This is a genomic window from Gemmiger sp. (assembly GCF_057431175.1).
Genome location: NZ_DBMDDV010000016.1, coordinates 17,163 through 35,964, shown reverse-complemented (window position 1 = coordinate 35,964; position 18,802 = coordinate 17,163). Strand labels below are relative to the sequence as shown.

19 protein-coding genes and 1 other annotated feature are annotated in these 18,802 nt (G+C 61.3%); of the genes, 18 read left to right on the top strand and 1 reads right to left on the bottom strand.

Translation table 11 applies throughout. The annotated features are described in order from the left end of the window. Positions 1–13 precede the first annotated feature (13 nt). From ACZO0A_RS07375 to ACZO0A_RS07340, 8 genes are all read left to right on the top strand, one after another. The gene (locus tag ACZO0A_RS07375) at positions 14–952 is read left to right on the top strand and encodes a glycosyltransferase family 2 protein (protein WP_302149649.1); all 939 of its coding nucleotides are present in this window, start codon (positions 14–16) and stop codon (positions 950–952) included. Positions 953–1,088: 136 nt separating this feature from the next. Next, the gene (gene rpe, locus ACZO0A_RS07370) at positions 1,089–1,742 is read left to right on the top strand and encodes a ribulose-phosphate 3-epimerase (protein WP_302149647.1); all 654 of its coding nucleotides are present in this window, start codon (positions 1,089–1,091) and stop codon (positions 1,740–1,742) included. 15 nt (positions 1,743–1,757) lie between these two features. Then, positions 1,758–2,777: an RnfABCDGE type electron transport complex subunit D gene (locus tag ACZO0A_RS07365; protein WP_302375002.1), complete on the top strand. Its 1,020-nt coding sequence runs from the start codon at positions 1,758–1,760 to the stop codon at positions 2,775–2,777. Further along, a complete protein-coding gene (locus tag ACZO0A_RS07360; protein ID WP_302375172.1) occupies positions 2,758–4,152 on the top strand; it encodes an Rnf-Nqr domain containing protein in 1,395 nt (464 codons plus the stop codon). Before ACZO0A_RS07365 ends, ACZO0A_RS07360 begins: the two co-directional genes overlap by 20 nt. Continuing rightward, complete coding sequence (locus ACZO0A_RS07355) at positions 4,133–4,786, top strand: Rnf-Nqr domain containing protein (RefSeq protein WP_302149645.1); 654 nt, start codon at positions 4,133–4,135, stop codon at positions 4,784–4,786. Before ACZO0A_RS07360 ends, ACZO0A_RS07355 begins: the two co-directional genes overlap by 20 nt. Positions 4,787–4,869: 83 nt before the next feature. Continuing rightward, a complete protein-coding gene (locus ACZO0A_RS07350) occupies positions 4,870–6,159 on the top strand; it encodes a DUF1015 domain-containing protein (RefSeq protein ID WP_302375000.1) in 1,290 nt (429 codons plus the stop codon). 8 nt (positions 6,160–6,167) lie between these two features. Continuing rightward, a complete protein-coding gene (locus ACZO0A_RS07345; protein WP_302374998.1) occupies positions 6,168–6,776 on the top strand; it encodes a hypothetical protein in 609 nt (202 codons plus the stop codon). Further along, a complete protein-coding gene (locus ACZO0A_RS07340) occupies positions 6,773–7,588 on the top strand; it encodes a putative RNA methyltransferase (protein WP_302374996.1) in 816 nt (271 codons plus the stop codon). Before ACZO0A_RS07345 ends, ACZO0A_RS07340 begins: the two co-directional genes overlap by 4 nt. Before the next feature lie 153 nt (positions 7,589–7,741). Here the strand turns inward: ACZO0A_RS07340 and ACZO0A_RS07335 are convergent, their stop codons facing one another. After that, positions 7,742–7,924 (bottom strand): hypothetical protein, encoded by a 183-nt coding sequence (locus ACZO0A_RS07335; protein ID WP_215692441.1) that lies wholly within the window; start codon positions 7,922–7,924, stop codon positions 7,742–7,744. A gap of 86 nt (positions 7,925–8,010) precedes the next feature. Here ACZO0A_RS07335 and ACZO0A_RS07330 point away from each other — a divergent pair, with 86 nt between their 5' ends. From ACZO0A_RS07330 to ACZO0A_RS07285, 10 genes are all read left to right on the top strand, one after another. After that, complete coding sequence (locus tag ACZO0A_RS07330; protein WP_302492450.1) at positions 8,011–8,886, top strand: hypothetical protein; 876 nt, start codon at positions 8,011–8,013, stop codon at positions 8,884–8,886. Positions 8,887–9,113: 227 nt separating this feature from the next. Beyond that, positions 9,114–9,263, top strand: a complete 150-nt coding sequence (rpmG, locus tag ACZO0A_RS07325; RefSeq protein WP_007046681.1) for a 50S ribosomal protein L33 — start codon at positions 9,114–9,116, stop codon at positions 9,261–9,263. A gap of 16 nt (positions 9,264–9,279) precedes the next feature. Beyond that, complete coding sequence (gene secE / locus ACZO0A_RS07320) at positions 9,280–9,573, top strand: preprotein translocase subunit SecE (RefSeq protein ID WP_215692443.1); 294 nt, start codon at positions 9,280–9,282, stop codon at positions 9,571–9,573. A 24-nt stretch (positions 9,574–9,597) separates the two neighbouring features. Beyond that, positions 9,598–10,137 (top strand): transcription termination/antitermination protein NusG, encoded by a 540-nt coding sequence (nusG, locus tag ACZO0A_RS07315; protein ID WP_215692444.1) that lies wholly within the window; start codon positions 9,598–9,600, stop codon positions 10,135–10,137. A gap of 147 nt (positions 10,138–10,284) precedes the next feature. Next, on the top strand, positions 10,285–10,710 hold the full coding sequence (rplK, locus tag ACZO0A_RS07310; RefSeq protein WP_007046678.1) for a 50S ribosomal protein L11: 426 nt from the start codon (positions 10,285–10,287) through the stop codon (positions 10,708–10,710). 18 nt (positions 10,711–10,728) lie between these two features. Then, entirely contained in the window at positions 10,729–11,421 is a 693-nt protein-coding gene (rplA, locus tag ACZO0A_RS07305) for a 50S ribosomal protein L1 (protein ID WP_215692445.1), read from the top strand. Positions 11,422–11,556: 135 nt separating this feature from the next. Continuing rightward, positions 11,557–11,695, top strand: a sequence feature (ribosomal protein L10 leader region). 56 nt (positions 11,696–11,751) lie between these two features. After that, the gene (gene rplJ / locus ACZO0A_RS07300; protein WP_215692446.1) at positions 11,752–12,264 is read left to right on the top strand and encodes a 50S ribosomal protein L10; all 513 of its coding nucleotides are present in this window, start codon (positions 11,752–11,754) and stop codon (positions 12,262–12,264) included. Positions 12,265–12,356: 92 nt separating this feature from the next. After that, on the top strand, positions 12,357–12,731 hold the full coding sequence (gene rplL / locus ACZO0A_RS07295; protein ID WP_078783069.1) for a 50S ribosomal protein L7/L12: 375 nt from the start codon (positions 12,357–12,359) through the stop codon (positions 12,729–12,731). Between the two features lie 228 nt (positions 12,732–12,959). Continuing rightward, entirely contained in the window at positions 12,960–15,473 is a 2,514-nt protein-coding gene (locus ACZO0A_RS07290; RefSeq protein WP_302374991.1) for an efflux RND transporter permease subunit, read from the top strand. Continuing rightward, positions 15,470–18,754 (top strand): hypothetical protein, encoded by a 3,285-nt coding sequence (locus tag ACZO0A_RS07285; protein ID WP_302374989.1) that lies wholly within the window; start codon positions 15,470–15,472, stop codon positions 18,752–18,754. The genes ACZO0A_RS07290 and ACZO0A_RS07285 overlap by 4 nt, the downstream gene beginning before the upstream one ends. Positions 18,755–18,802: the final 48 nt, after the last annotated feature.

Sequence of the window (18,802 nt, the reverse complement as noted above, 5' to 3'; positions counted from 1 at the left end):
CCGGAGGAGTATTATGGATAAAATCGCCGTACTGATCCCTTGCTACAATGAGTCCAAGACCGTCGAGAAGGTCGTGACGGATTTCCGCCGCGTACTGCCCGATGCCACCGTCTATGTCTATGACAACAACTCCACCGATGGCACCGCCGAGCTGGCTGCCAGGGCCGGGGCCGTTGTTCGCCACGAGTACCAGCAGGGCAAGGGGAATGTCATGCGCCGTATGTTCCGAGAAATCGACGCGGAAGCGTATATTCTCGTTGACGGCGACGACACCTATCCGGCCGAGGCCGCGCCCGAGATGGTCGCCGCCGTGACCAAGCGCCAGGCCGACATGGTCGTCGGCGACCGGCTTTCCAGCACTTACTACACCCAGAATAAGCGGCCGTTCCACAACTTTGGCAACGACCTGGTCCGCTTCTGCACGAACCATCTGTTCGGAGGCAAGATCAAGGACATCATGACCGGCTACCGCGCATTCAGCTACCAGTTCGTCAAGACCTATCCGGTGCTGTCCCGCGGGTTTGAGATCGAAACGGAAATGACCATCCACGCCCTGCAGCGCAATATGCAGGTGGAGAATGTCGTCATCGACTACCGCGACCGCCCGGAAGGGTCGGAGAGCAAGCTGAACACCTACTCTGACGGCTTTAAAGTGCTGGGCACCATCGCACGGCTGTTCAAAAATTACCGTCCGTTCCTGTTCTTCGGCATTTTGGCGGCCATTCTGGCGGTGTTCGGCATCGGCTTTATGGTGCCGGTGCTGGGCGAATATTTCCAGACCGGGCTTGTGCCGCGCTTCCCGACTTTGATCGTCTGCTGCTTTGTGCTGGTGGCGGCGCTGCTGTTGTTTATCTCGGGCATTATCCTGTCCAGCCAGCTCGCCAAAGACGCGCGGGATTTTGAGTTCCAGCTGCAAACCGTGCACCAGTGGGAGAATAAAAACAAATCATAATTCCAAATCATCCCTGCCGCCCGCACCCCCTGCGGGCGGCTTGCTTTTTGGGACGGATTGGGCTATAATATTTTTATATGTGCACACTGCACATACTGCTATATAAGAGGGACTACACAAAGGGAGTATATAGAGTATGACAAAAGTTGCCGCATCGATCCTGTCGGCGGACCTGGCCAACCTGCAAAACGACTGCACCCGCCTGTTGGACGCAGGCGCGGACCTGATGCACTTTGACGTGATGGACGGCCATTTTGTACCCAACATCAGCTACGGCGCGCCGGTGCTGAAATGTCTGCACGCCGCTTTGCCTGAAGTTTATTACGACGTCCACCTGATGATCAGCGAGCCCGCACGCTACGCCCCGGACTTCGCCAAGGCAGGTGCAAATCTCATCACTTTCCACCTCGAGGCTGTACCCGACGCGGTTGGAGAGACCATTGACGCCATCCGCGCCACCGGCTGCCAGGTGGGCATCAGCATCCGCCCCGGCACCCCGGTCGAGGCCGTTTACCCCTATCTCGACGCCGTGGATCTCGTGCTGGTCATGAGCGTGGAACCTGGCTTCGGCGGGCAGAAATTCATCCCTGCCACACCGGAGCGTATTGCCGCTATCCGCACCGAATGTAACCGCCGCGGTCTTTCCACTTTGATTGAGGTGGACGGCGGCGTCAACGTTGAGACCGGTCCCCTGTGCAGTGAAGCCGGGGCCGACTGGCTCGTGGCCGGCAGCTCGCTTTTCAACGCCGCCGACCCCGCCGCTGTAGCGCGCGTACTGCACAGCAAGTAAAGGAGCTTTTACCCCATGCCCAACCGTAAAAAAATTGAACGCAGCAAGAATTACAGCTATTACAGCGACCTGCTGTGGTGCACGGTACCGCTCATCGGTATGTCGTGGTATTACTACGGCCCGCGCCCTCTGCTGCTGCTGCTGGCGGCCCTTCTGACCGCCTACCTGTGCGACTGTGCCCTGGCCCCACTGCACGGCACCGGCTACCAGTCCCATGAGCCGTCCAGCGAGTGCTTTGCCGCGCTGATCGTGCTGATGATGCCCGCCAGCATCTCTTATCCCATCGTCATCGCCGCCGTCATTGTTGCCGTGCTGGTCAAGGAGGCCTTCGGCGGTGAGGGGCACTACCCGTTCCACCCCGCCGCCGTCGGCATGGTCGTGGCCGGTGTCTCGTGGCCGAAAAATGTCTTTTTCTACCCGGTCCCGGGTACGCAGCTGCCGCTCTTTGGCGAGGTGAACACCACCGTCGTCGCGGGCATGAACGCCACCCTGCGGACCGGCGGCCTGCCCAGCGCCAGCACGATGAACCTGCTGACCGGCAACGTCTCCGCCGCCGTCGGCACCAGCGCCGCGCTGGTGGTCATGGCCTGCGGGCTGTTCCTGCTCGTGCGCGGACGCATCAAACTTTCCGTCGTGCTGCCGTTCTTTATTTTTGTCATCGGCCTGCCGTGGCTGTTCCCGCAGCTCAACGAGCTGCCAGCCTTCAGCCTGCCGTGGGAGTTCATCCGCCAGCGCATCTACCTGGAAAAGTATGTTATTCTGTCCGGCACGGCGCTGTTCGGCGGGCTGTTCCTGATCTGTGAGCCGGTCACGATGCCTGACCGCCGGATGAGCCGCATCATCTACGGCGCGGCGCTGGGCATCATGACCTACGTGTTCCGCGCGTTCAGCCCCTATGAGTGCGCTGTCTGCTGCGCCCTGCTGATCGTGGGCGCTATCCCCGAGTGGCTTGACCTGATCAGCCACCGCACCGAGCGCATCCGCTTTATGAGAGAGGAGGAACGGCGCCTTGCCAATGCAGCAAAACCCGAATAATCGCCGCCGGGGTGAGGAGCGCAACGAGACGCTGATCATCCCGCACATCACCAAGGAAATGGTCGAGACGGCCCGCCGCATGGCCGAGCGCGGTGCCAGCCGTGCCGAGATCGAGCAGGCCATCGCCGCCATGCAGGCCGGCAAGACGCCCACTGAGGCTGAATCTGCCGCCCAGAAAAAGCCCATCGTACAGCCGCAGGCCGCCGCTGCGCCCGCCCGCAACACGGCCGCCCACAGCGACACAGTCATCATCCCGACGAGCCGCCCGCGCTACACGTCCGCCGAGCGTCGCGCCATGCTGGAGGAAGTCCAGCGCCGCCAGGCCGAGCGCGAAGCCGAGCGGCAGAAGCTCGCACAGGAGGAGGAAAGCCATTTCCGCACCTACCGCGACCGGGAGTACGGCACAAACCCACCGCCGCGCGCGGCGAAATCCCTTGCAGACAAGCCGCAGCCCGACGCGACCCGCACCATCCGCACCAGCAAACCCGCTGCCGACGCGACCCGCACCGTGCAGGTCCCGCAGTCCGAATTGTGTGCCGCCGCCCAGAAGGCGGCCCCCGCGCCACAGCCCGTGCAGCCCGTGCAGACCGTGCAGACCACACAGCAGTTCATCCCGGAAAGCGCTCAGGCCCCCCAGCTTGTGCCGCAAACGCAGCCCAAGCCCGCTGTGCCTGCGCCCGAGGCCGCCCCGAAGCGCCGCGGCCCGGTCGGGATGCCCCGCACCTACGCCGAGGCCGAAGCCGCTTTGAACGAGCGCATCCGCGCCGACCACATCTGGCTTTCCAACCCGGTTTTGGTACGCGGCCTCGGTATGGCCCCGGTCATCGGTGCCGCGTTGGACGGCCAGCGTGCGCTGATGCTCTGCATCGCCGCACTGATTCTCGTCACGTTCACCCGCGTGCTGGCCGTGGCCGTCTGCCACCTGACGAAAAACCGTTTCCGCCCGGTGGTGTACTGCTATTCCGCCGCGCTTCTCTACATTCCCACGTACATTTTGCTCTACTGGCTGTTCGGCACCGATCTGTCGCTGCTGGGTATCTACCTGCCCATCATGGTCGTGGAGCCTGCCATCGTCAAGCGCATGGAGTTTGCCGACCTGGAACCCGTTAAGGATGCGTTCCGCCACGGCTTCAACAATGCGCTGGGTATGTGCATCGTGCTGCTCATCGTCGGCTGCCTGCGTGAGCTGCTGGCTACCGGCGCGGTGTTCGGCAATGTCATCCTGCACAACGCCCTGCTGCCGCTGGCCGCACTGCCCGCAGGCGGGTTTGTCATCGTAGGTATCCTGGCCGCCGTCTGGTGCGCCGCCGCCAACCTGTACACAGACTATAAACACGAGGAGGTGCGCCGCCTGTATGCTGACCGCAAGCATTGAGACACAGCAGATTTTTAACGGTATCGTGCAGTTTATCAGCTATATGGTGCTGGCCGTCTTTGCAGAGAACGTCGTGCTGGCGCGTGCGCTGGGCGTCACCCGCCTGATAAAGCTCGTACCCGACCACCGCGCCCAGGTGTGGGATTTCGGCCTGCCGCTGCTCTTTGTCATGGTGCTGTCCGCACCGCTGGGCTGGGCCGCGCACAACCGTCTTTTTCCATGGCTGCGCGATTATCTTCCCGATTGGCTGCCGATCTCGGCGCTGCGCCCCGTCGTCTACCTGACCTGCGGCGTCGCTGCCATGGCCGCGACCTGGCTGCTGCTGGGCGTGCTGCCCCGCAAACTGCGCACCGGCTGCCGCAGCCAGCTGAGCCTGGCGACCTGCAGCACTGCCATCCTGGGCACGCTGCTCATCTGCTCCAACCAGAACTACACGATTTTACAGAGCATCGCGTTTGCGCTGGGCAGCGGCATCGGCTACGTGTTCGCCGTCTTTGTCGTGCGCGAAGGCCGCCGCCGTCTGCGCAGCAAAGCGATTTCCTCGATTTTCCAGGGCCTGCCCAGTTCCATGATCTACATTGGCGTGCTGAGCCTGGCCATCTACGCCCTGGTGGGCCATACCGTCGTTTTGTAATGTCCGTTCCTTGCAGGGGCGGGCATTGCCCGCCCGCTGCCCGGTAAGGGCGGGCGATCTACATTTGTCAGGGGGTCGTTATCATGTCCGAAGCCTGTTTTACCGCCGCTGATATCCTGCTGCCCGCCGCCAGCGTTCCGCTGGACCCGTGGGCCTGCATTGCCGTGGACCAGTTCACCTCCCAGCCGGAGTACTGGCAGCGCGCCGAGGCCCGCGCCGAGGGCCGGCCCAGCACGCTGCACATCGTCCTGCCGGAGGCTTACTTGGGCACCCCGCAGGAGGACGCCCGCCTGCAAAGCATCCGCCGCACAATGGACGAATACCGCCGCACCGTGCTGACGCGGAAAGTACATGGCTACGTCTATGTGGAGCGCACCCAGATGGACGGCACGGCCCGCCAGGGCCTTGTGGGCGCGGTGGACCTCGACGCCTACGACTACGCCAAGGGCAGCCAGCCCGCCATCCGCCCCAGCGAGAGCACCGTCGTGGAGCGCATCCCGCCGCGGCTGAAAGTGCGCCGCGGTGCGACGCTGGAAACGCCCCACGTCATGATGCTGGCCGACGACGCCGACCGCACGCTGATCGAGCCCATCGGCCTTGTGAAAGACCAGCTTCCGCCGCTCTACGACGGCGAGCTGATGCTGGGCGGCGGCCGTCTGCGCGGCTGGGCCGTCGAGGATCCGGCGCTCATCGCGCAGATCGACGCGGCCCTTGCCAAACTGGCTGACCCTGCCGCGTTCGCCAACCGCTGGCCCGCCGCCAAGGGGCAGCAGCCCATGGTGCTGGCCGTCGGCGACGGCAACCACAGCCTGGCCACCGCCAAAGCCTACTGGGAGGAACTGAAGCCTACCTTGAGCGAGGAACAGCGCAAGACCCACCCGGCCCGCTGGTGCCTAGCCGAGGTCTGCAACGTCCACAGCCCCGCCATTGAAATCGAACCCATCCACCGCGTTGTGTTCGGCGTTGCCGCCAAGGAGCTGTACGTCGCGCTGGACGCCTGGGACCAGCAGCAGGGGAACAGCGCAACGATGTCTGACCAGCGGCTGCGCCTGGCCGATGCCTACGGCGAGTGCGCCGTGGCGCTGGCGAACCCGCCCGCACCGCTGACGGTGGGCAGCGTGGAGGCGTTCCTGGCCGACTATCTGCCCAAGCACCCCGGCGTGACCGTCGATTACATCCACGGCGAGAGTGCCGCCATTGCGCTGGCTGCCAACCCGGCCAAGCCCGCAACGGCCATTCTGCTGCCGGATTTTGCCAAGGCAGACCTCTTTAAGGGCGTTGTGCTGGGCGGCGTGCTGCCCCGCAAGACCTTCAGCATGGGCCACGCCGAGGAAAAACGTTATTATAATGAATGCCGCGTCATCGGCTTATAAGGAGAATTATGGAAAAGCCCGCACAAACCCCGAACGGTGCGCCGCACCGTCGCCGCCGCCGTCGGCCCGCCGGTAACGGCAGCGCTCCCCAGGCCCCGCAGCCCGCGCGGGAGGGCAAGGCCCCCATGCAGCCCCGCGAACCCCGCAAGGCTGCGCCCCAGAACACCGCGGCCGCTGCACCCAAGCCCCCGCGTGAGGGCGGTGCCCCCCGCAGCGGCCGCCCGCGCCGTGGGCAGGGCCGCCCCAACACTGCCGCCCAGCCACAGCAGCCGCCCAAACAGGTCGCCCCGGCCCCGCGCCAGCCTGCGCCGCAGGCCAAGCCCGCTGCACCCCAGCCGCCCCGGCGCGGCAACAACCGCTCGGCATCGGCCATCCCCAGCGCCCCGCTGCGTGACCAGCCCAAGGCACCGCGCCCGCAGCGCAGCCGCGCCCAGCACTCCGCTGTGCCCAACGAGCCGGGTCTGGATCTGATTTCCCGCCGCCCGCCGAAGCAGAAGTTCGCGAATTTTGAGGATTACCTCGCGGCCCACGGCGGTATGACCGTACCGCTGCCGCTGGCAGCTGCGGACGCGCCGGAGGCAGAGAAGCCCGCCCCAGCTGCCGAGGCCACCGAATGACCCCCGAGACTGCGGCAGCACTGCGCTGCCCGGTATGCGGCGGGCCGCTGCTGCTGACCGGCCGCAGCCTGCGCTGCCCCAAGGCCCACAGCTTTGACCTTGCCAAAGAGGGCTACGCCTACTTACTGCCGATGCAGAAAAAGCACACTGCCGACCCCGGCGACGGCAAGGCCATGGTTCGCGCCCGCCGCGCGTTTTTGTCGGCCGGGCACTACGCCCCGCTGATGGCGACGCTGGCCGATGTCTGTGCCGCGCTGCCGCATGACCATATTGTGGACGCGGGCTGCGGCGAGGGCAGCTATGACAAGTATTTATATGAGACGCTGGGTGCGCCGCAGATTGTCGGCTTTGATTTGTCCAAGGAGACCGTGCGGCTGGCGTCCAAGCTCCTGCCCGGTGCGGCGTTCTGTGTCGGCGGCAGCTTTTGCGCCCCGGTGCGGGACGGCTGGGCCGACCTGCTGCTCAACATCTTCTCGCCCATGGCCGAAGCTGAATTTGCCCGGATGCTGCGTCCGGGTGGGCATCTGGTTTACGCCGTGCCCACCGCGCGGCACCTGTTCGGCCTGAAAGAGGTTTTGTACGAGCGCCCCTACGAAAACGAGGTGCGCCAGACAGAATATGACGGTTTTACGTTCGTTAAGGCTGTCGAATCCGAGGCCGTGCTGACGCTGGAAGGCCAGGCCGTGCAGGATCTGTTTGCCATGACGCCGTATTATTGGAACACGCCCGCCAATGGGGCCGCACGGTTAGCGGCGTGCGGGAGCCTGACCACCGAGATCGGGTTCCGCTTTTTGGTGTATCAAAAAATGTAAAGCCTTCCCCCTGTGGGGGGGAAGGTGGCCGCGCGAAGCACAGCCGGATGAGGGGCGAGTTTGCCGTTGCCGAACTGTAAAAGGGGAGGCCGGGCAGACTCGCCCCTCATCAGTCCGCTTCGCGGACAGCTTCTCCCGCGGGAGAAGCTATTTTTAAATCTCCTCCGGCGGCACAACGCCCGGGCCATACGGCTCTTGGGCGGGCGGTACGATGACCTCCTGCGTTGTCTCCGCGGGGTCATCCTCGTTGTACTGTTCGTCAGGCACTTCGCTCAAATCCGTCCACAGCTCCTCGCGCTCTTCCTCTGCGCCGTGGGGGCCAAATTCATCAAACATTCGCAAACACTCCTTTATAATAGTGTATAAGTGCGGCCCGGCCGGCCTACACTCTGGGCATAGTCTTTGCAAGGGGTGTGTAGGTTATGCGTTCACATCGCGGGATTTTCTGGTACAGCCTGGGGCTGACGCTGCTGTTGTTGCTGCCCATGGTGCTGACCGTGGCATTTTTCGCCGACCAATACCAGAAGCAGCAGCTTTTGCGCCAGGCATCGGCAGCGGACAGCACGCTGCGCATTGAACCGGGTGCGCAGGGCGTTTACCGGCTGCTGCTCATCGTCCAGCAGGAGGAACCGGCCTTTGTGCTGGCCCGGACAGACGGCCCCAAGCAGACAGTGACCCTCTGTGCGCTGCCCGGGTCATTGCTCGTCAACGCGCCTGCGGGCACAACGACGCTGTCCGAGTGCGCGTTGAGCGCCGGAGCCGGGCGTGCCGCGCAGCTGTTGTGCGGCACCGTGGCGACTGGCGAGACGGCCGCGCCGGAGCTGCACTATATCGCGGCCACGCCCGCCACCTGGGCCGCCTGTGCGGGCAAGAATGCTGCCGTGCGGTTTGACACGGCGGCACTGCTTACCCCCGCCGCCCGGGAGCGCCTGGGTTATGGCGACGACCCGGTGGCCGCCTGCACCGCCGCCCAGGCAGGGGAGCTGATTGCCGCCTTGCAGGGCGCACTGGCCGGGGCAGGGGTGAGCGCCGACGCCCGCGCCGCCGTCTGGGCCGCCTTTGCGCGGCAGGACCCGGCGCTGCTGGCAGCGTTCCCCACCGGACTGCGCAGCCAGAGCGCCCGCCTTTTGACCGATCTGCTGGCCGCCGATCTCAGCGCGTTGGAGGATACGCTGACCTACCTCAGCACCCGCCCCGCGCTGGCCGTGGATTACGTAACCGCCGAAACTGCTAAAGCCAAAGGCGGGGTATGTTTGACGGATGAGGGAATGGCAGCGGTGCGTGATTTGTTATCGTAGGGGTCGGCTCCCCAACGACCTGCGGGCGGGCATTGCCCGCCCCTACGTTGCGTTCCTCGCCACGGCGTCAAAAAATTACAAAAAAATTTGCAAAACCGCTTGACGTAAACCCGCTTGTGTGTTATCATGATAGCACCTCTTTTGCGGGTTTATTTTTTATGCCCTTTTTTCTAGGGCGCCTGCAAGCGCGAGGGAGGCTTATTAACCGATAATGGAGGTGCCGAACAATGACTGTCAAGATCACCCTGGCTTGCACCGAGTGCAAGCAGCGCAACTACAACAAGGAGAAGAACAAGAAGAACTCTCCTGACCGTCTTGAGATGAAGAAGTATTGCCGTTTCTGCAAGAAGCATACCCTTCACCGCGAAACCAAGTGAGGATAGGAGCTTAGAGATGGCAGACAAAAAAGCAGCCACCGCTGCAGCCCAGACTCAAAGCGACAAGCCCAAAAAGAACGACGGCGTGAAGAAAGTTTCTTTCTTCGGTAAGGTCAAGAACTTTTTCAAAGGAATCGGCAAGTATTTCAAAGATACGAAGAGCGAGCTGAAAAAGGTCGTGTGGCCCAGCAAGCATGATGTCAAGAACAATACGATCACCGTTATCGTGGTCGTGCTGATCGCGGCGGTCGTGCTGATCGCGCTGGATCTCATCTTTGGCGGCGCCATTCACCTGTTGATCGGCGCCTGAGCGCGTTGAGCGGAGGCAAAGACCATGGCTGAGCAAGCAAACTGGTATGTAGCACATACCTATTCCGGGTACGAGAACAAGGTCGCTACGGATCTGATGACGATGGTGGAAAACCGTCATCTGCAGGATCTGATCTGCGACGTCAAGGTTCCCACCGAGACCCGCATTGAAGAAGTTTTTGACAAACGCGGCAACAAGACCGGCGAGAAAGAGGTTCAGTCGAAGCTCTATCCCGGTTACGTTTTCGTCAAAATGGTCATGAACGACAACACCTGGTACATCGTGCGCAACACGCGCGGCTGCACCGGCTTTGTCGGCCCGGAGTCCAAGCCCGAGCCCCTGACCGAGGCGGAAGTTGCCAAGATGGGCGTCGAAACCACGACCGACATTGAGGTCGAGTACAAGGTCGGTGATACTGTCGAGATCACTGCAGGCCCGATGGAGGGTTCCGTCGGCACTGTGGAGGAGATTGATATTCCTGCGCGCAAGGTGCGCGTAAAGATCACCATGTTTGGCCGCGAGCTGCCCGCAGAACTCGAGCTGCATCAGGTCAAGCTGTTCTGATTTTCAGAACACCCTAGTTTCCGGTAAAGACCGCGAAAGGAAATTTTTCCTGGGTACGGTTTTTATAGGGCGTGCGGAGGTCGTGCGCCCGTGGGAGGTCTGCACCGCAGGCCGCAACTCACCACAAAATTTGGAGGTGCAAGTATTATGGCACAGAAAATCACTGGCTACATCAAGCTGCAAATCCCCGCCGGCAAGGCAACTCCGGCTCCCCCTGTTGGTCCTGCTCTGGGTCAGAAGGGCGTCAACATCATGGCGTTCACCAAGGAGTTCAACGAGCGTACCAAGAACCAGATGGGCATGATCATCCCCGTCGTCATCACGGTTTACGCTGACCGCTCCTTCTCCTTCATCACCAAGACTCCTCCGGCGCCCGTTCTGATCAAGAAGGCTGCCGGCATCGACACTGCTTCCGGCGTGCCCAACAAGAACAAGGTTGGCTCCATCACGCTGGCACAGGCCGAGGAAATCGCCAAGACCAAGATGCCCGACCTGAACGCCGCTTCTCTGGAAGCTGCTGTCAGCATGATCAAGGGCACCGCCCGCAGCATGGGCGTTACCGTTGAGGGCTGAATAGGAGGGTAATACGCAATGAAACACGGCAAGAAGTATATCGACGCTGCTAAGCTGATCGAGAACAACAAGACTTACGATCCCAGCGAAGCCCTGGAGCTCTGCTGCAAGACCGCTACCGCTAAGTTCGACGAGACCGTTGAGCTGCACGTCCGCCTGGGCGTTGACAGCCGCCATGCTGACCAGCAGGTCCGCGGCGCTGTTGTCCTGCCCAACGGCACCGGCAAGAACGTCCGCGTTATCGCCATCGCCAAGGGCGACGCTGCCAAGGCTGCTGAGGCTGCAGGCGCTCAGGAGGTCGGTGACGACGATCTGATTGCTAAGATCGCCGGCGGTTACCTGGACTTCGACGTCCTGGTCACCACCCCCGACATGATGGGCCGCGTTGGCCGTCTCGGTAAGGTCCTGGGCCCCCGTGGTCTGATGCCCAACCCGAAGGCTGGCACTGTTACCCCCGACGTCGGCAAGGCTGTTACCGACGCTAAGGCCGGTAAGATCGAGTACCGCCTGGACAAGCAGAACATCATTCATGTGCCCATCGGCAAGGCCTCTTTCGGTGCCGAGAAGCTGATGACCAACCTGGACACCGTCCTGGATGCCATCGCCAAGGCTAAGCCCGCCGCTGCCAAGGGCCAGTACTTCAAGAGCGCTACCATCGCCACCACCATGGGCCCCGGCGTCCGCGTTGCTACCAACAAGTATGGTGTTTAATTGAGCGCGTTGCGCATATGCGCGCTCAATTAAACGACGCAAAGCGGCGTTCCTCTGTTACCCGCCCATGAACATGGGCAATGAATTAAGTAGAGAAATTCCGCTTTTTCTATTGACAAACGCACGTTCGCGTGCTATAATAATTAAGCTGTTTTTGAGACAGCAGGTGCCGCAAGGCATAACGGGTTTTACCCACCTGCCGAGAAACGTGCGTTTGATTGCAATGCTTTCAAGCCCTTTCCCGGCGACGGGAAGGGGCTTTTTACTGTTTAATCACATAAAAAGCCGCTTACCGAAACCAATCTGTAAGTGGAATGAGGTGAATTTCAAATGCCCAGTGCAAAGATTCTGGAAGTTAAGAAGGCTCTGGTTGCCGACCTGAACGAGAAGATCGCTGGTTCTCTGGCCGGTGTTGTCGTTGCTTACAACGGCATCAGCGTCGCTGACGACACCAAGCTGCGTAAGGAGCTGCGTGAGGCTGGCGTGCACTACATGGTCGTCAAGAACACCATGCTGCGCCTGGCTGTCAAGGGCACCCAGTACGAGGGTCTGACCGAGTACTTCAAGGGTGACACGGCTATCGCTCTGTCTCCGGAGGATCCGGCTGCTGCTGCTCGCATCCTGTGCAAGTTTGCTGACGCCGACAAGTCCAAGCGCTTCGTCGTCAAGGGCGGCTTCTGCGATGGTCAGGTTATGGATGCTGCAGGTGTCAAGAGCCTGTCTACCATGCCCAACCGCGAAGGCCTGCTCTCTATGCTGGCTGGCTCCCTCAACGGTATCGTTGGTGGTCTGGCTGTTGCCCTGCAGGGTATCGTCGACAAGCAGGACGAGACTGCTGCCTGATTTCAGGTCAAGCAGGTTGAGCGCACCGGCGCAGCGCTCTTTGAATAAAAACCGCGCCGCTTAAAACTATAAAATTTATGGAGGTAACTACCATGGCTTCTGAGAAGATCACTGCCATTGTCGAGTCTGTCAAGACTATGACTGTTCTGGAGCTGAAAGAGCTCGTTGACACCATCTGCGAGGAGTTCGGCGTTTCTGCTGTTGCTGCTGCCGCTCCCGCTGCCGCCGGCGCTGCTGCTCCCGCTGAGGAGGAGAAGACCGAGTTTGACGTCATCCTGGCTGACGTTGGCGCTAACAAGATGCAGGTCATCAAGACCGTTAAGGAGCTGACCGGCGCTTCCCTGATGGAGGCCAAGAAGCTGGTCGAGACCCCGAACGCCAAGCTGAAGGAGCAGGCTTCCAAGGCTGACGCTGAGGACATCCAGAAGAAGCTGGCTGAGGTCGGCGCTAAGGTCGAGCTGAAGTAATTTAGCTTACCAATAGCTTTTCAAGTACCGTGTGGTTTGTACCGCACGGTACTTTTTGTTTGTACACCTTAACAAAAACTTCATCATATCTTTGTACATTCCCACAGATTTGACCGTGTTCCCGCGTGCTTGCTTTTCGTATAATAATGGTGTATCCTTTTTATATTAAATAAAATGGGAAAGTGAGGCTGTATACCCTTGGAGAACGAGAAGCCAAAAGGCAACGGCATGGAAAAATTGGCCGCGTTTATCGTTGATAAGCGCAACCTGTTTTTCCTTTTATACATATTCGCGCTGATTTTCTGCGCCATCGCCACCAGCTGGGTCAAGGTCGAGGATGACATCACGACCTACCTGCCCGACACAACCGAGACACGCCAGGGCCTGACCGTGATGAACGACAACTTCGTCACCTACGGCACCGCCAACGTCATGGTGTCCAACATCACCTACGACACGGCGCTGGAAATCCAGGAACAGCTTGAGGATATCGACGGCGTGACCACCGTTGATTTCGACGACACCGACGAACATTACACAAATGCGTCGGCGCTGTTCAGCGTTAGCTTTGACGGCGAGGTCGGCGACGCCCACGCCGAGCAGGCGCTGCAGGAGATCCGCGACGAGCTGGAAGGTACCTACGACACCTCGATTTATTCCGAGGTCGGCTACGATTCCTCCGCCGATCTGCAGTCGGAAATGGTCGTCATCGTCATCATCGCTGCCATCATCATTGTGCTCGTGCTGACGCTGACCTCCCGCTCCTACGCCGAGGTGCCGGTCCTTATCATGACCTTCGGCGCGGCCGCGCTGCTGAACATGGGCACCAACTTCCTGTGCGGCACCATCAGCTTCATTTCCAACTCCGTCACCGTCATATTACAGCTGGCGCTGGCCATCGACTACGCCATCATTCTGTGCCACCGCTTCAGCGACGAGCACGAGACGCTGCCCACCCGCGAAGCCTGTATCGCCGCGCTTTCCAAGGCCATCCCGGAGATTTCTTCCTCCTCGCTGACCACCATCAGCGGTCTGGCCGCGCTGGCGTTCATGCACTTCGGCATCGGCCGCGACCTGGCTACGGTCCTGATCAAGGCTATCCTGTTCAGTATGCTCTGTGTCTTTACGCTGATGCCCGGCCTGCTGGTGCTGTTCAGCAAGCTGATCGACAAGACCCGCCACAAAAACCTGATTCCCAAGATCACCGCCGTCGGCAAGTTCGACATCAAGACCCGCTTTATCATCCCGCCGATCTTCGGCGTCATCATCGTGGCGGCAGCGGTGTTCGCCAACCTGTGCCCCTACTGCTACACCTACACCGATCTGGTCACGGCCAAGCAGAGCGAGCGCCAGATTGCCTACCAGAAAATCAAAAACACCTTCGGCAGCAGCAACATGGTAGCCGTCATCGTGCCGTCCGGCGATTATGAGTCCGAGGGCAAAATTCTCGACGAGCTGGACGGCTGCGCCGAGGTCAAATCCACGATGGGTCTGGCCAACATTGAAGCGATGGACGGCTATATGCTGACCGACGCTGTGACCCCGCGCCAGCTGGCCGAGATGGCCGACCTCGACTTCGAGGTTGCCAAGGCACTGTACGGCGCCTACGCCGTCGACCATGACGAGTACGGCGAGATCATCAACGGTCTGGACGATTATAAAGTGCCGATCTACGACATGTTCAGGTTCCTGGAACAGGAGATGCACGACGGCAACATCACGCTCTCGGGTGATGTGCAGGACACGCTGGACGACCTGTTCGACCAGCTCGATGAAGCCCAGAAGCAGCTGCAGAGTGACGATTACAGCCGTATGGTCGTCTATTTGAACCTGCCCGAGGAGACCGACGAGACGTTCGCCTTCGTCAACAAGATGCACGACATCATCGGGAAATACTACGCCACCGATTCGTTCTACGTTGTCGGCAATACGACGAGCGCCATGGACCTGTCCAGCTCCTTCGGCGAGGATAACCTGCTGATCAGTGTGCTGTCCGCCCTGTTCGTTATCCTGGTCCTGCTGTTTACATTCAAGTCTGCGGGCCTGCCGGTGCTGCTGATCATCGTTATCCAGGGCAGTATCTGGATCAACTTCTCGGTGCCGTACCTGCAGCACACCCCGCTGTACTTCCTCGGCTACCTGATCGTCAACTCCATTCAGATGGGTGCAAACATCGACTACGCCATCGTTATCTCCAGCCACTACACCGACCTGAAGAAGGTCATGCGCCCGCGGGAGGCCATCGTCACAGCCCTGAACGAGTCGTTCCCGACCATCTTCACCTCCGGCTCCATTCTGGCATCGGCGGGTATTCTGATCAGCGTGCTGACCACGAACCCCGTTATCGCCGCCATCGGTACCTGCCTGGGCCGCGGCACGATCGTTTCCATCATGCTGGTTCTGTTTGTCCTGCCGCAGATCCTGATCCTGGGCGACACCATCATCGAGCGCACGAGCTTTGAGATGAAGGGCGTTGCCGGTATGGCCCGCACGGCCAGCGGCACACTGCACATCAATGGCCGCGTGCGCGGCTACATCAACGGCGTCGTAGATGCTGACATCAAGGGCGTGCTGCACGGCCAGTTCAGTGCGAACATTGCCACCGGCACCGAATTTACCGTTGACAAGCCCGACATGTACCTGTCGGAAGAAAACATCCATGAATCCAGCGACGCCGGGGAAGAAACCGCCCCGGATACCCCCGCCGCTGACGACGCTGCGAAAGGAGGCGACGCCGAATGAGCCGTATTTTCCAACTGACGCGCCGCCTTTGGGCCGCGCTGCTGGCGCTCTGCCTTGTGCTGGCTTTGACCCTGCCTGTCTTTGCGGAAGGGGAGAGCAGCGCCGACACCACTGAAAAAGAGACTTACCACATCGGTACCGTGGACGAGCTTTTACAGCTGGCCGACTACTGCCGCCTGGACAGCTGGAGCGAGAATCGTACCGTCATGCTGGACGCTGACCTGGAACTGACCGGAAGTGACTTTAGCGGCATCCCGTCCTTCAGCGGCGTGTTCCTGGGCCAGGGGCACGTTATTTCCGGCCTGAGCCTAGTGAACGACGGCTCGGTCGTGGGCTTCTTCCGCTATGTGCAGAAAGGCGCCAACGTCCGCGACCTCGTTGTGCGGGGCCGCGCCATGCCCACCGGCAGCCGCACCACCGTGGGCGGCATTGCGGGCAGCAACGCCGGCACCCTGCATAACTGCCGGTTTGAGGGCGTATCCTCCGGTGCGTCCATCGTCGGCGGCATTGTCGGCACGAACCTAGCCTCCGGCGTCATCGAGAGTTGCACCACCACCGGCAGTGTTTACGGTGCGCACTTCATCGGCGGTATTGCCGGTGAGAACCACGGCATCATTGCCAACTCCACCAACACAGCCAATGTGAACACGACGGTGGAGCAGAACGATATTGACCTCTCTGAGCTGACGCTGGGTGACCTGATCGGCACCGAGAACGTGGCCGATATCACCGATATCGGCGGCATCGCGGGCCAGTCCGGCGGCGTTATCCGCGCCTGCATGAACCGCGGCACCGTGGGCTACCAGCACATGGGCTACAACGTCGGCGGCATTGCGGGCAGCCAGACCGGCTACATCGAGGGCTGCGTCAACTACGGCACCGTCTACGCCCGCAAGGAGGGCGGCGGCATCGTCGGCCAGATGGAGCCCAGCAGCACGCTGGAATACACCAAAGATACGCTGCAGGAACTCAGCGATGAGATGGGCACCCTGCAAACGCTGGTCAACCGCGCCTGCGATGACGCCAGCGCCGCCAGCAGCGACCTGTCCAACCAGCTGGACGCACTGAAAAGCAGCGTGACCAGCTCCCGCAACGCCATCGAGAACCTGCTGCAGCAGACCGAGGACGGCATTTCCATCAGCAGCCAGACCGTCAAGACGGACCTGAGCCAGTTCAAGCAGAATTTGAAAAACACCACCGGCGACCCGGAGGACCCCAACGCCACCAAGCAGCCTGACGGCGCGGTCATCGACCCCATCTACTCCACAGGCGACCTGACGAACCACAATAATGACGACAACGGCGACGATTCGGACAGTGACATCGATCTGCCCGACATCAGCCTGCCGGATATCGGTATCGACACAGGCGATATCGGTGAGGATATCCCGGTGCCCGAGAGCCAGGCCGAGGAGACCCCGACGCAGGACGAGGCCGTCACAGCCCCCGAGCAGCCCGCAGACCCGGCCCCGGCTGAACAGCCTGCCGAAGCGGCGGACACCGCCCCTGTGACCGAGAACGCCCCCGCCGGGCAGAGCGCGGAACCCGAAGCCGAGCGCGAAGCCCACGGCCAGCCCGACCCCAGCACGGATGCCGACAGCGATACCGCCATCGGCCCCCAGCCCACGCCCGACCCGAACCAGGATGACGGCGGCTATATCGTCGAGAAGCCGGAGAACCGGGACTTCGGCAAGGAGCTGGTGGACGGCATCAGCGACGCCATCCCGAACTCCGTGGATGTGGAGATCCCCAAAGTAGAGCTGACGAACAAGGACGCCATCACGGCCAGCCGCAACGATTTGAGCAGCAACCTGACCAGCATGGGCGATATCGTCAGCAATCTGAACTCCAACGCAAGCAGCAACTCCCAGGCCCTGATCAACGATGTGCGCGCTATTTCCAACCAGATCAACAAGATCGGCCAGACGCTGTCCGGTGCCAGTGACAACATCAAGGACCCGGATGACATTGTGGACGATATCTCCGACGAGGACACCGACGACGATGTTGAGGCCAAGGTCACGAACTGCATCAACAGCGGTGTGGTCAACGCCGATATCAACGCGGGCGGCATTACCGGGGCCATGGCCCGGGAGAACGACCTGGACCCCGAGGACGACTACACCACCGCAGGCAGCGAGTCGCTGAATTTCACCTTCAAGACCCGCGTTGTGGCCCGCGACTGCACGAACTACGGCATCGTCAGCGCCAAAAAGCAAAATGCGGGCGGCATCGTGGGTGATGCAGAGATGGGTTCCGTCATCGACTGCAAAGGCTTTGGCACCGTTGATGCCGAGGACGCCACTGCCGTGGGCGGCGTGGCCGGTGTCAGCAAGTCCATCATCCGCGAAAGCTACGCCAAGTGCCGCCTGTCCGGCGCAAAGCAGGTAGGCGGCATCGCCGGAAACGGCGCGACGATCGAGAACTGCCGCGCTATGGTCATCATCGACAACGCCGCCGAGCAGCTCGGCGCGATTGCCGGGTATGTGGAGGACCCGCTGGACGGCAGCGTCACCGGCAACACCTTCGTGGACGAGGGCGTGGCCGGCATCGACAGCGTCAGCTACAAAAACATTGCCGAGCCGCTGAGCTATGCGGATTTTGCCGCACAGGAGAACCTGCCCAGCGACTTTGCCAGCATCTGCGTCCGCTTCGTGACCGAGGATGACACGCTGGTGCAGCAGTATTACATTCCCTACGGCAGCGACTTCCCGACGGACCAGCTCCCGCCGGTGCCCAACCATACGGGCCAGTACGGCAGCTGGGAGGACGTTGACCTTAAAAACATGACCTTCGACGCGACCATCCACGCCGAGTACAGTGACATGAACACCGTGCGCCAGAGCCAAGAGAAGCGCGATAGCCGCCCCATCGTATTGGTGGAGGGCAGCTTTGACACCACCGACGAGCTGATGCTCCACGAAGTGGACGACGCACCCGCAGCCCTCGGCGTTCTGGTCGAGGCCTGGGGCCTGGAACTGCCCGCCGACACGGGCCACACGCTGCGCTACATGCCGCCGGAGACGACCGACAACACCGAGCTGTGGGTCAAGACCGACGCAGGCTGGCAGCAGGCCGAAACGAGCGTGGACGGCAGCTACCTGACCTGCACTGCCCCCGCCGGGACGACGGAGTTTGCCGCCGTCAAAATTCCCGCCAGCAAGGTCCCGCTGGCTGCCGCTGCCTACGGTGCCGCCGCCGCGCTGCTGCTGGTGATTTTGTTCATCGTGCGCAAGCGCAAAAAGCGAAAAGCAAAAAAAGCTGCTGAAAAGGCAGAATAAAAGAAAATCCCTTCTGTGGTGTGACACCACAGAAGGGATTTTTTTGGC

Coding starts and splice junctions, on each gene's coding strand:
- ACZO0A_RS07345 (WP_302374998.1), top strand. CDS start 6,168: ATGGAAAAGCCCGCACAAACCCCGAACGGTGCGCCGCACCGTCGCCGC.
- rplK (WP_007046678.1), top strand. CDS start 10,285: ATGGCACAGAAAATCACTGGCTACATCAAGCTGCAAATCCCCGCCGGC.
- ACZO0A_RS07360 (WP_302375172.1), top strand. CDS start 2,758: ATGCAGCAAAACCCGAATAATCGCCGCCGGGGTGAGGAGCGCAACGAG.
- secE (WP_215692443.1), top strand. CDS start 9,280: ATGGCAGACAAAAAAGCAGCCACCGCTGCAGCCCAGACTCAAAGCGAC.
- ACZO0A_RS07375 (WP_302149649.1), top strand. CDS start 14: ATGGATAAAATCGCCGTACTGATCCCTTGCTACAATGAGTCCAAGACC.
- rplL (WP_078783069.1), top strand. CDS start 12,357: ATGGCTTCTGAGAAGATCACTGCCATTGTCGAGTCTGTCAAGACTATG.
- ACZO0A_RS07290 (WP_302374991.1), top strand. CDS start 12,960: ATGGAAAAATTGGCCGCGTTTATCGTTGATAAGCGCAACCTGTTTTTC.
- rplA (WP_215692445.1), top strand. CDS start 10,729: ATGAAACACGGCAAGAAGTATATCGACGCTGCTAAGCTGATCGAGAAC.
- nusG (WP_215692444.1), top strand. CDS start 9,598: ATGGCTGAGCAAGCAAACTGGTATGTAGCACATACCTATTCCGGGTAC.
- ACZO0A_RS07365 (WP_302375002.1), top strand. CDS start 1,758: ATGCCCAACCGTAAAAAAATTGAACGCAGCAAGAATTACAGCTATTAC.
- ACZO0A_RS07330 (WP_302492450.1), top strand. CDS start 8,011: ATGCGTTCACATCGCGGGATTTTCTGGTACAGCCTGGGGCTGACGCTG.
- ACZO0A_RS07355 (WP_302149645.1), top strand. CDS start 4,133: ATGCTGACCGCAAGCATTGAGACACAGCAGATTTTTAACGGTATCGTG.
- rpe (WP_302149647.1), top strand. CDS start 1,089: ATGACAAAAGTTGCCGCATCGATCCTGTCGGCGGACCTGGCCAACCTG.
- ACZO0A_RS07285 (WP_302374989.1), top strand. CDS start 15,470: ATGAGCCGTATTTTCCAACTGACGCGCCGCCTTTGGGCCGCGCTGCTG.
- ACZO0A_RS07350 (WP_302375000.1), top strand. CDS start 4,870: ATGTCCGAAGCCTGTTTTACCGCCGCTGATATCCTGCTGCCCGCCGCC.
- ACZO0A_RS07335 (WP_215692441.1), bottom strand. CDS start 7,924: ATGTTTGATGAATTTGGCCCCCACGGCGCAGAGGAAGAGCGCGAGGAG.
- rpmG (WP_007046681.1), top strand. CDS start 9,114: ATGACTGTCAAGATCACCCTGGCTTGCACCGAGTGCAAGCAGCGCAAC.
- rplJ (WP_215692446.1), top strand. CDS start 11,752: ATGCCCAGTGCAAAGATTCTGGAAGTTAAGAAGGCTCTGGTTGCCGAC.
- ACZO0A_RS07340 (WP_302374996.1), top strand. CDS start 6,773: ATGACCCCCGAGACTGCGGCAGCACTGCGCTGCCCGGTATGCGGCGGG.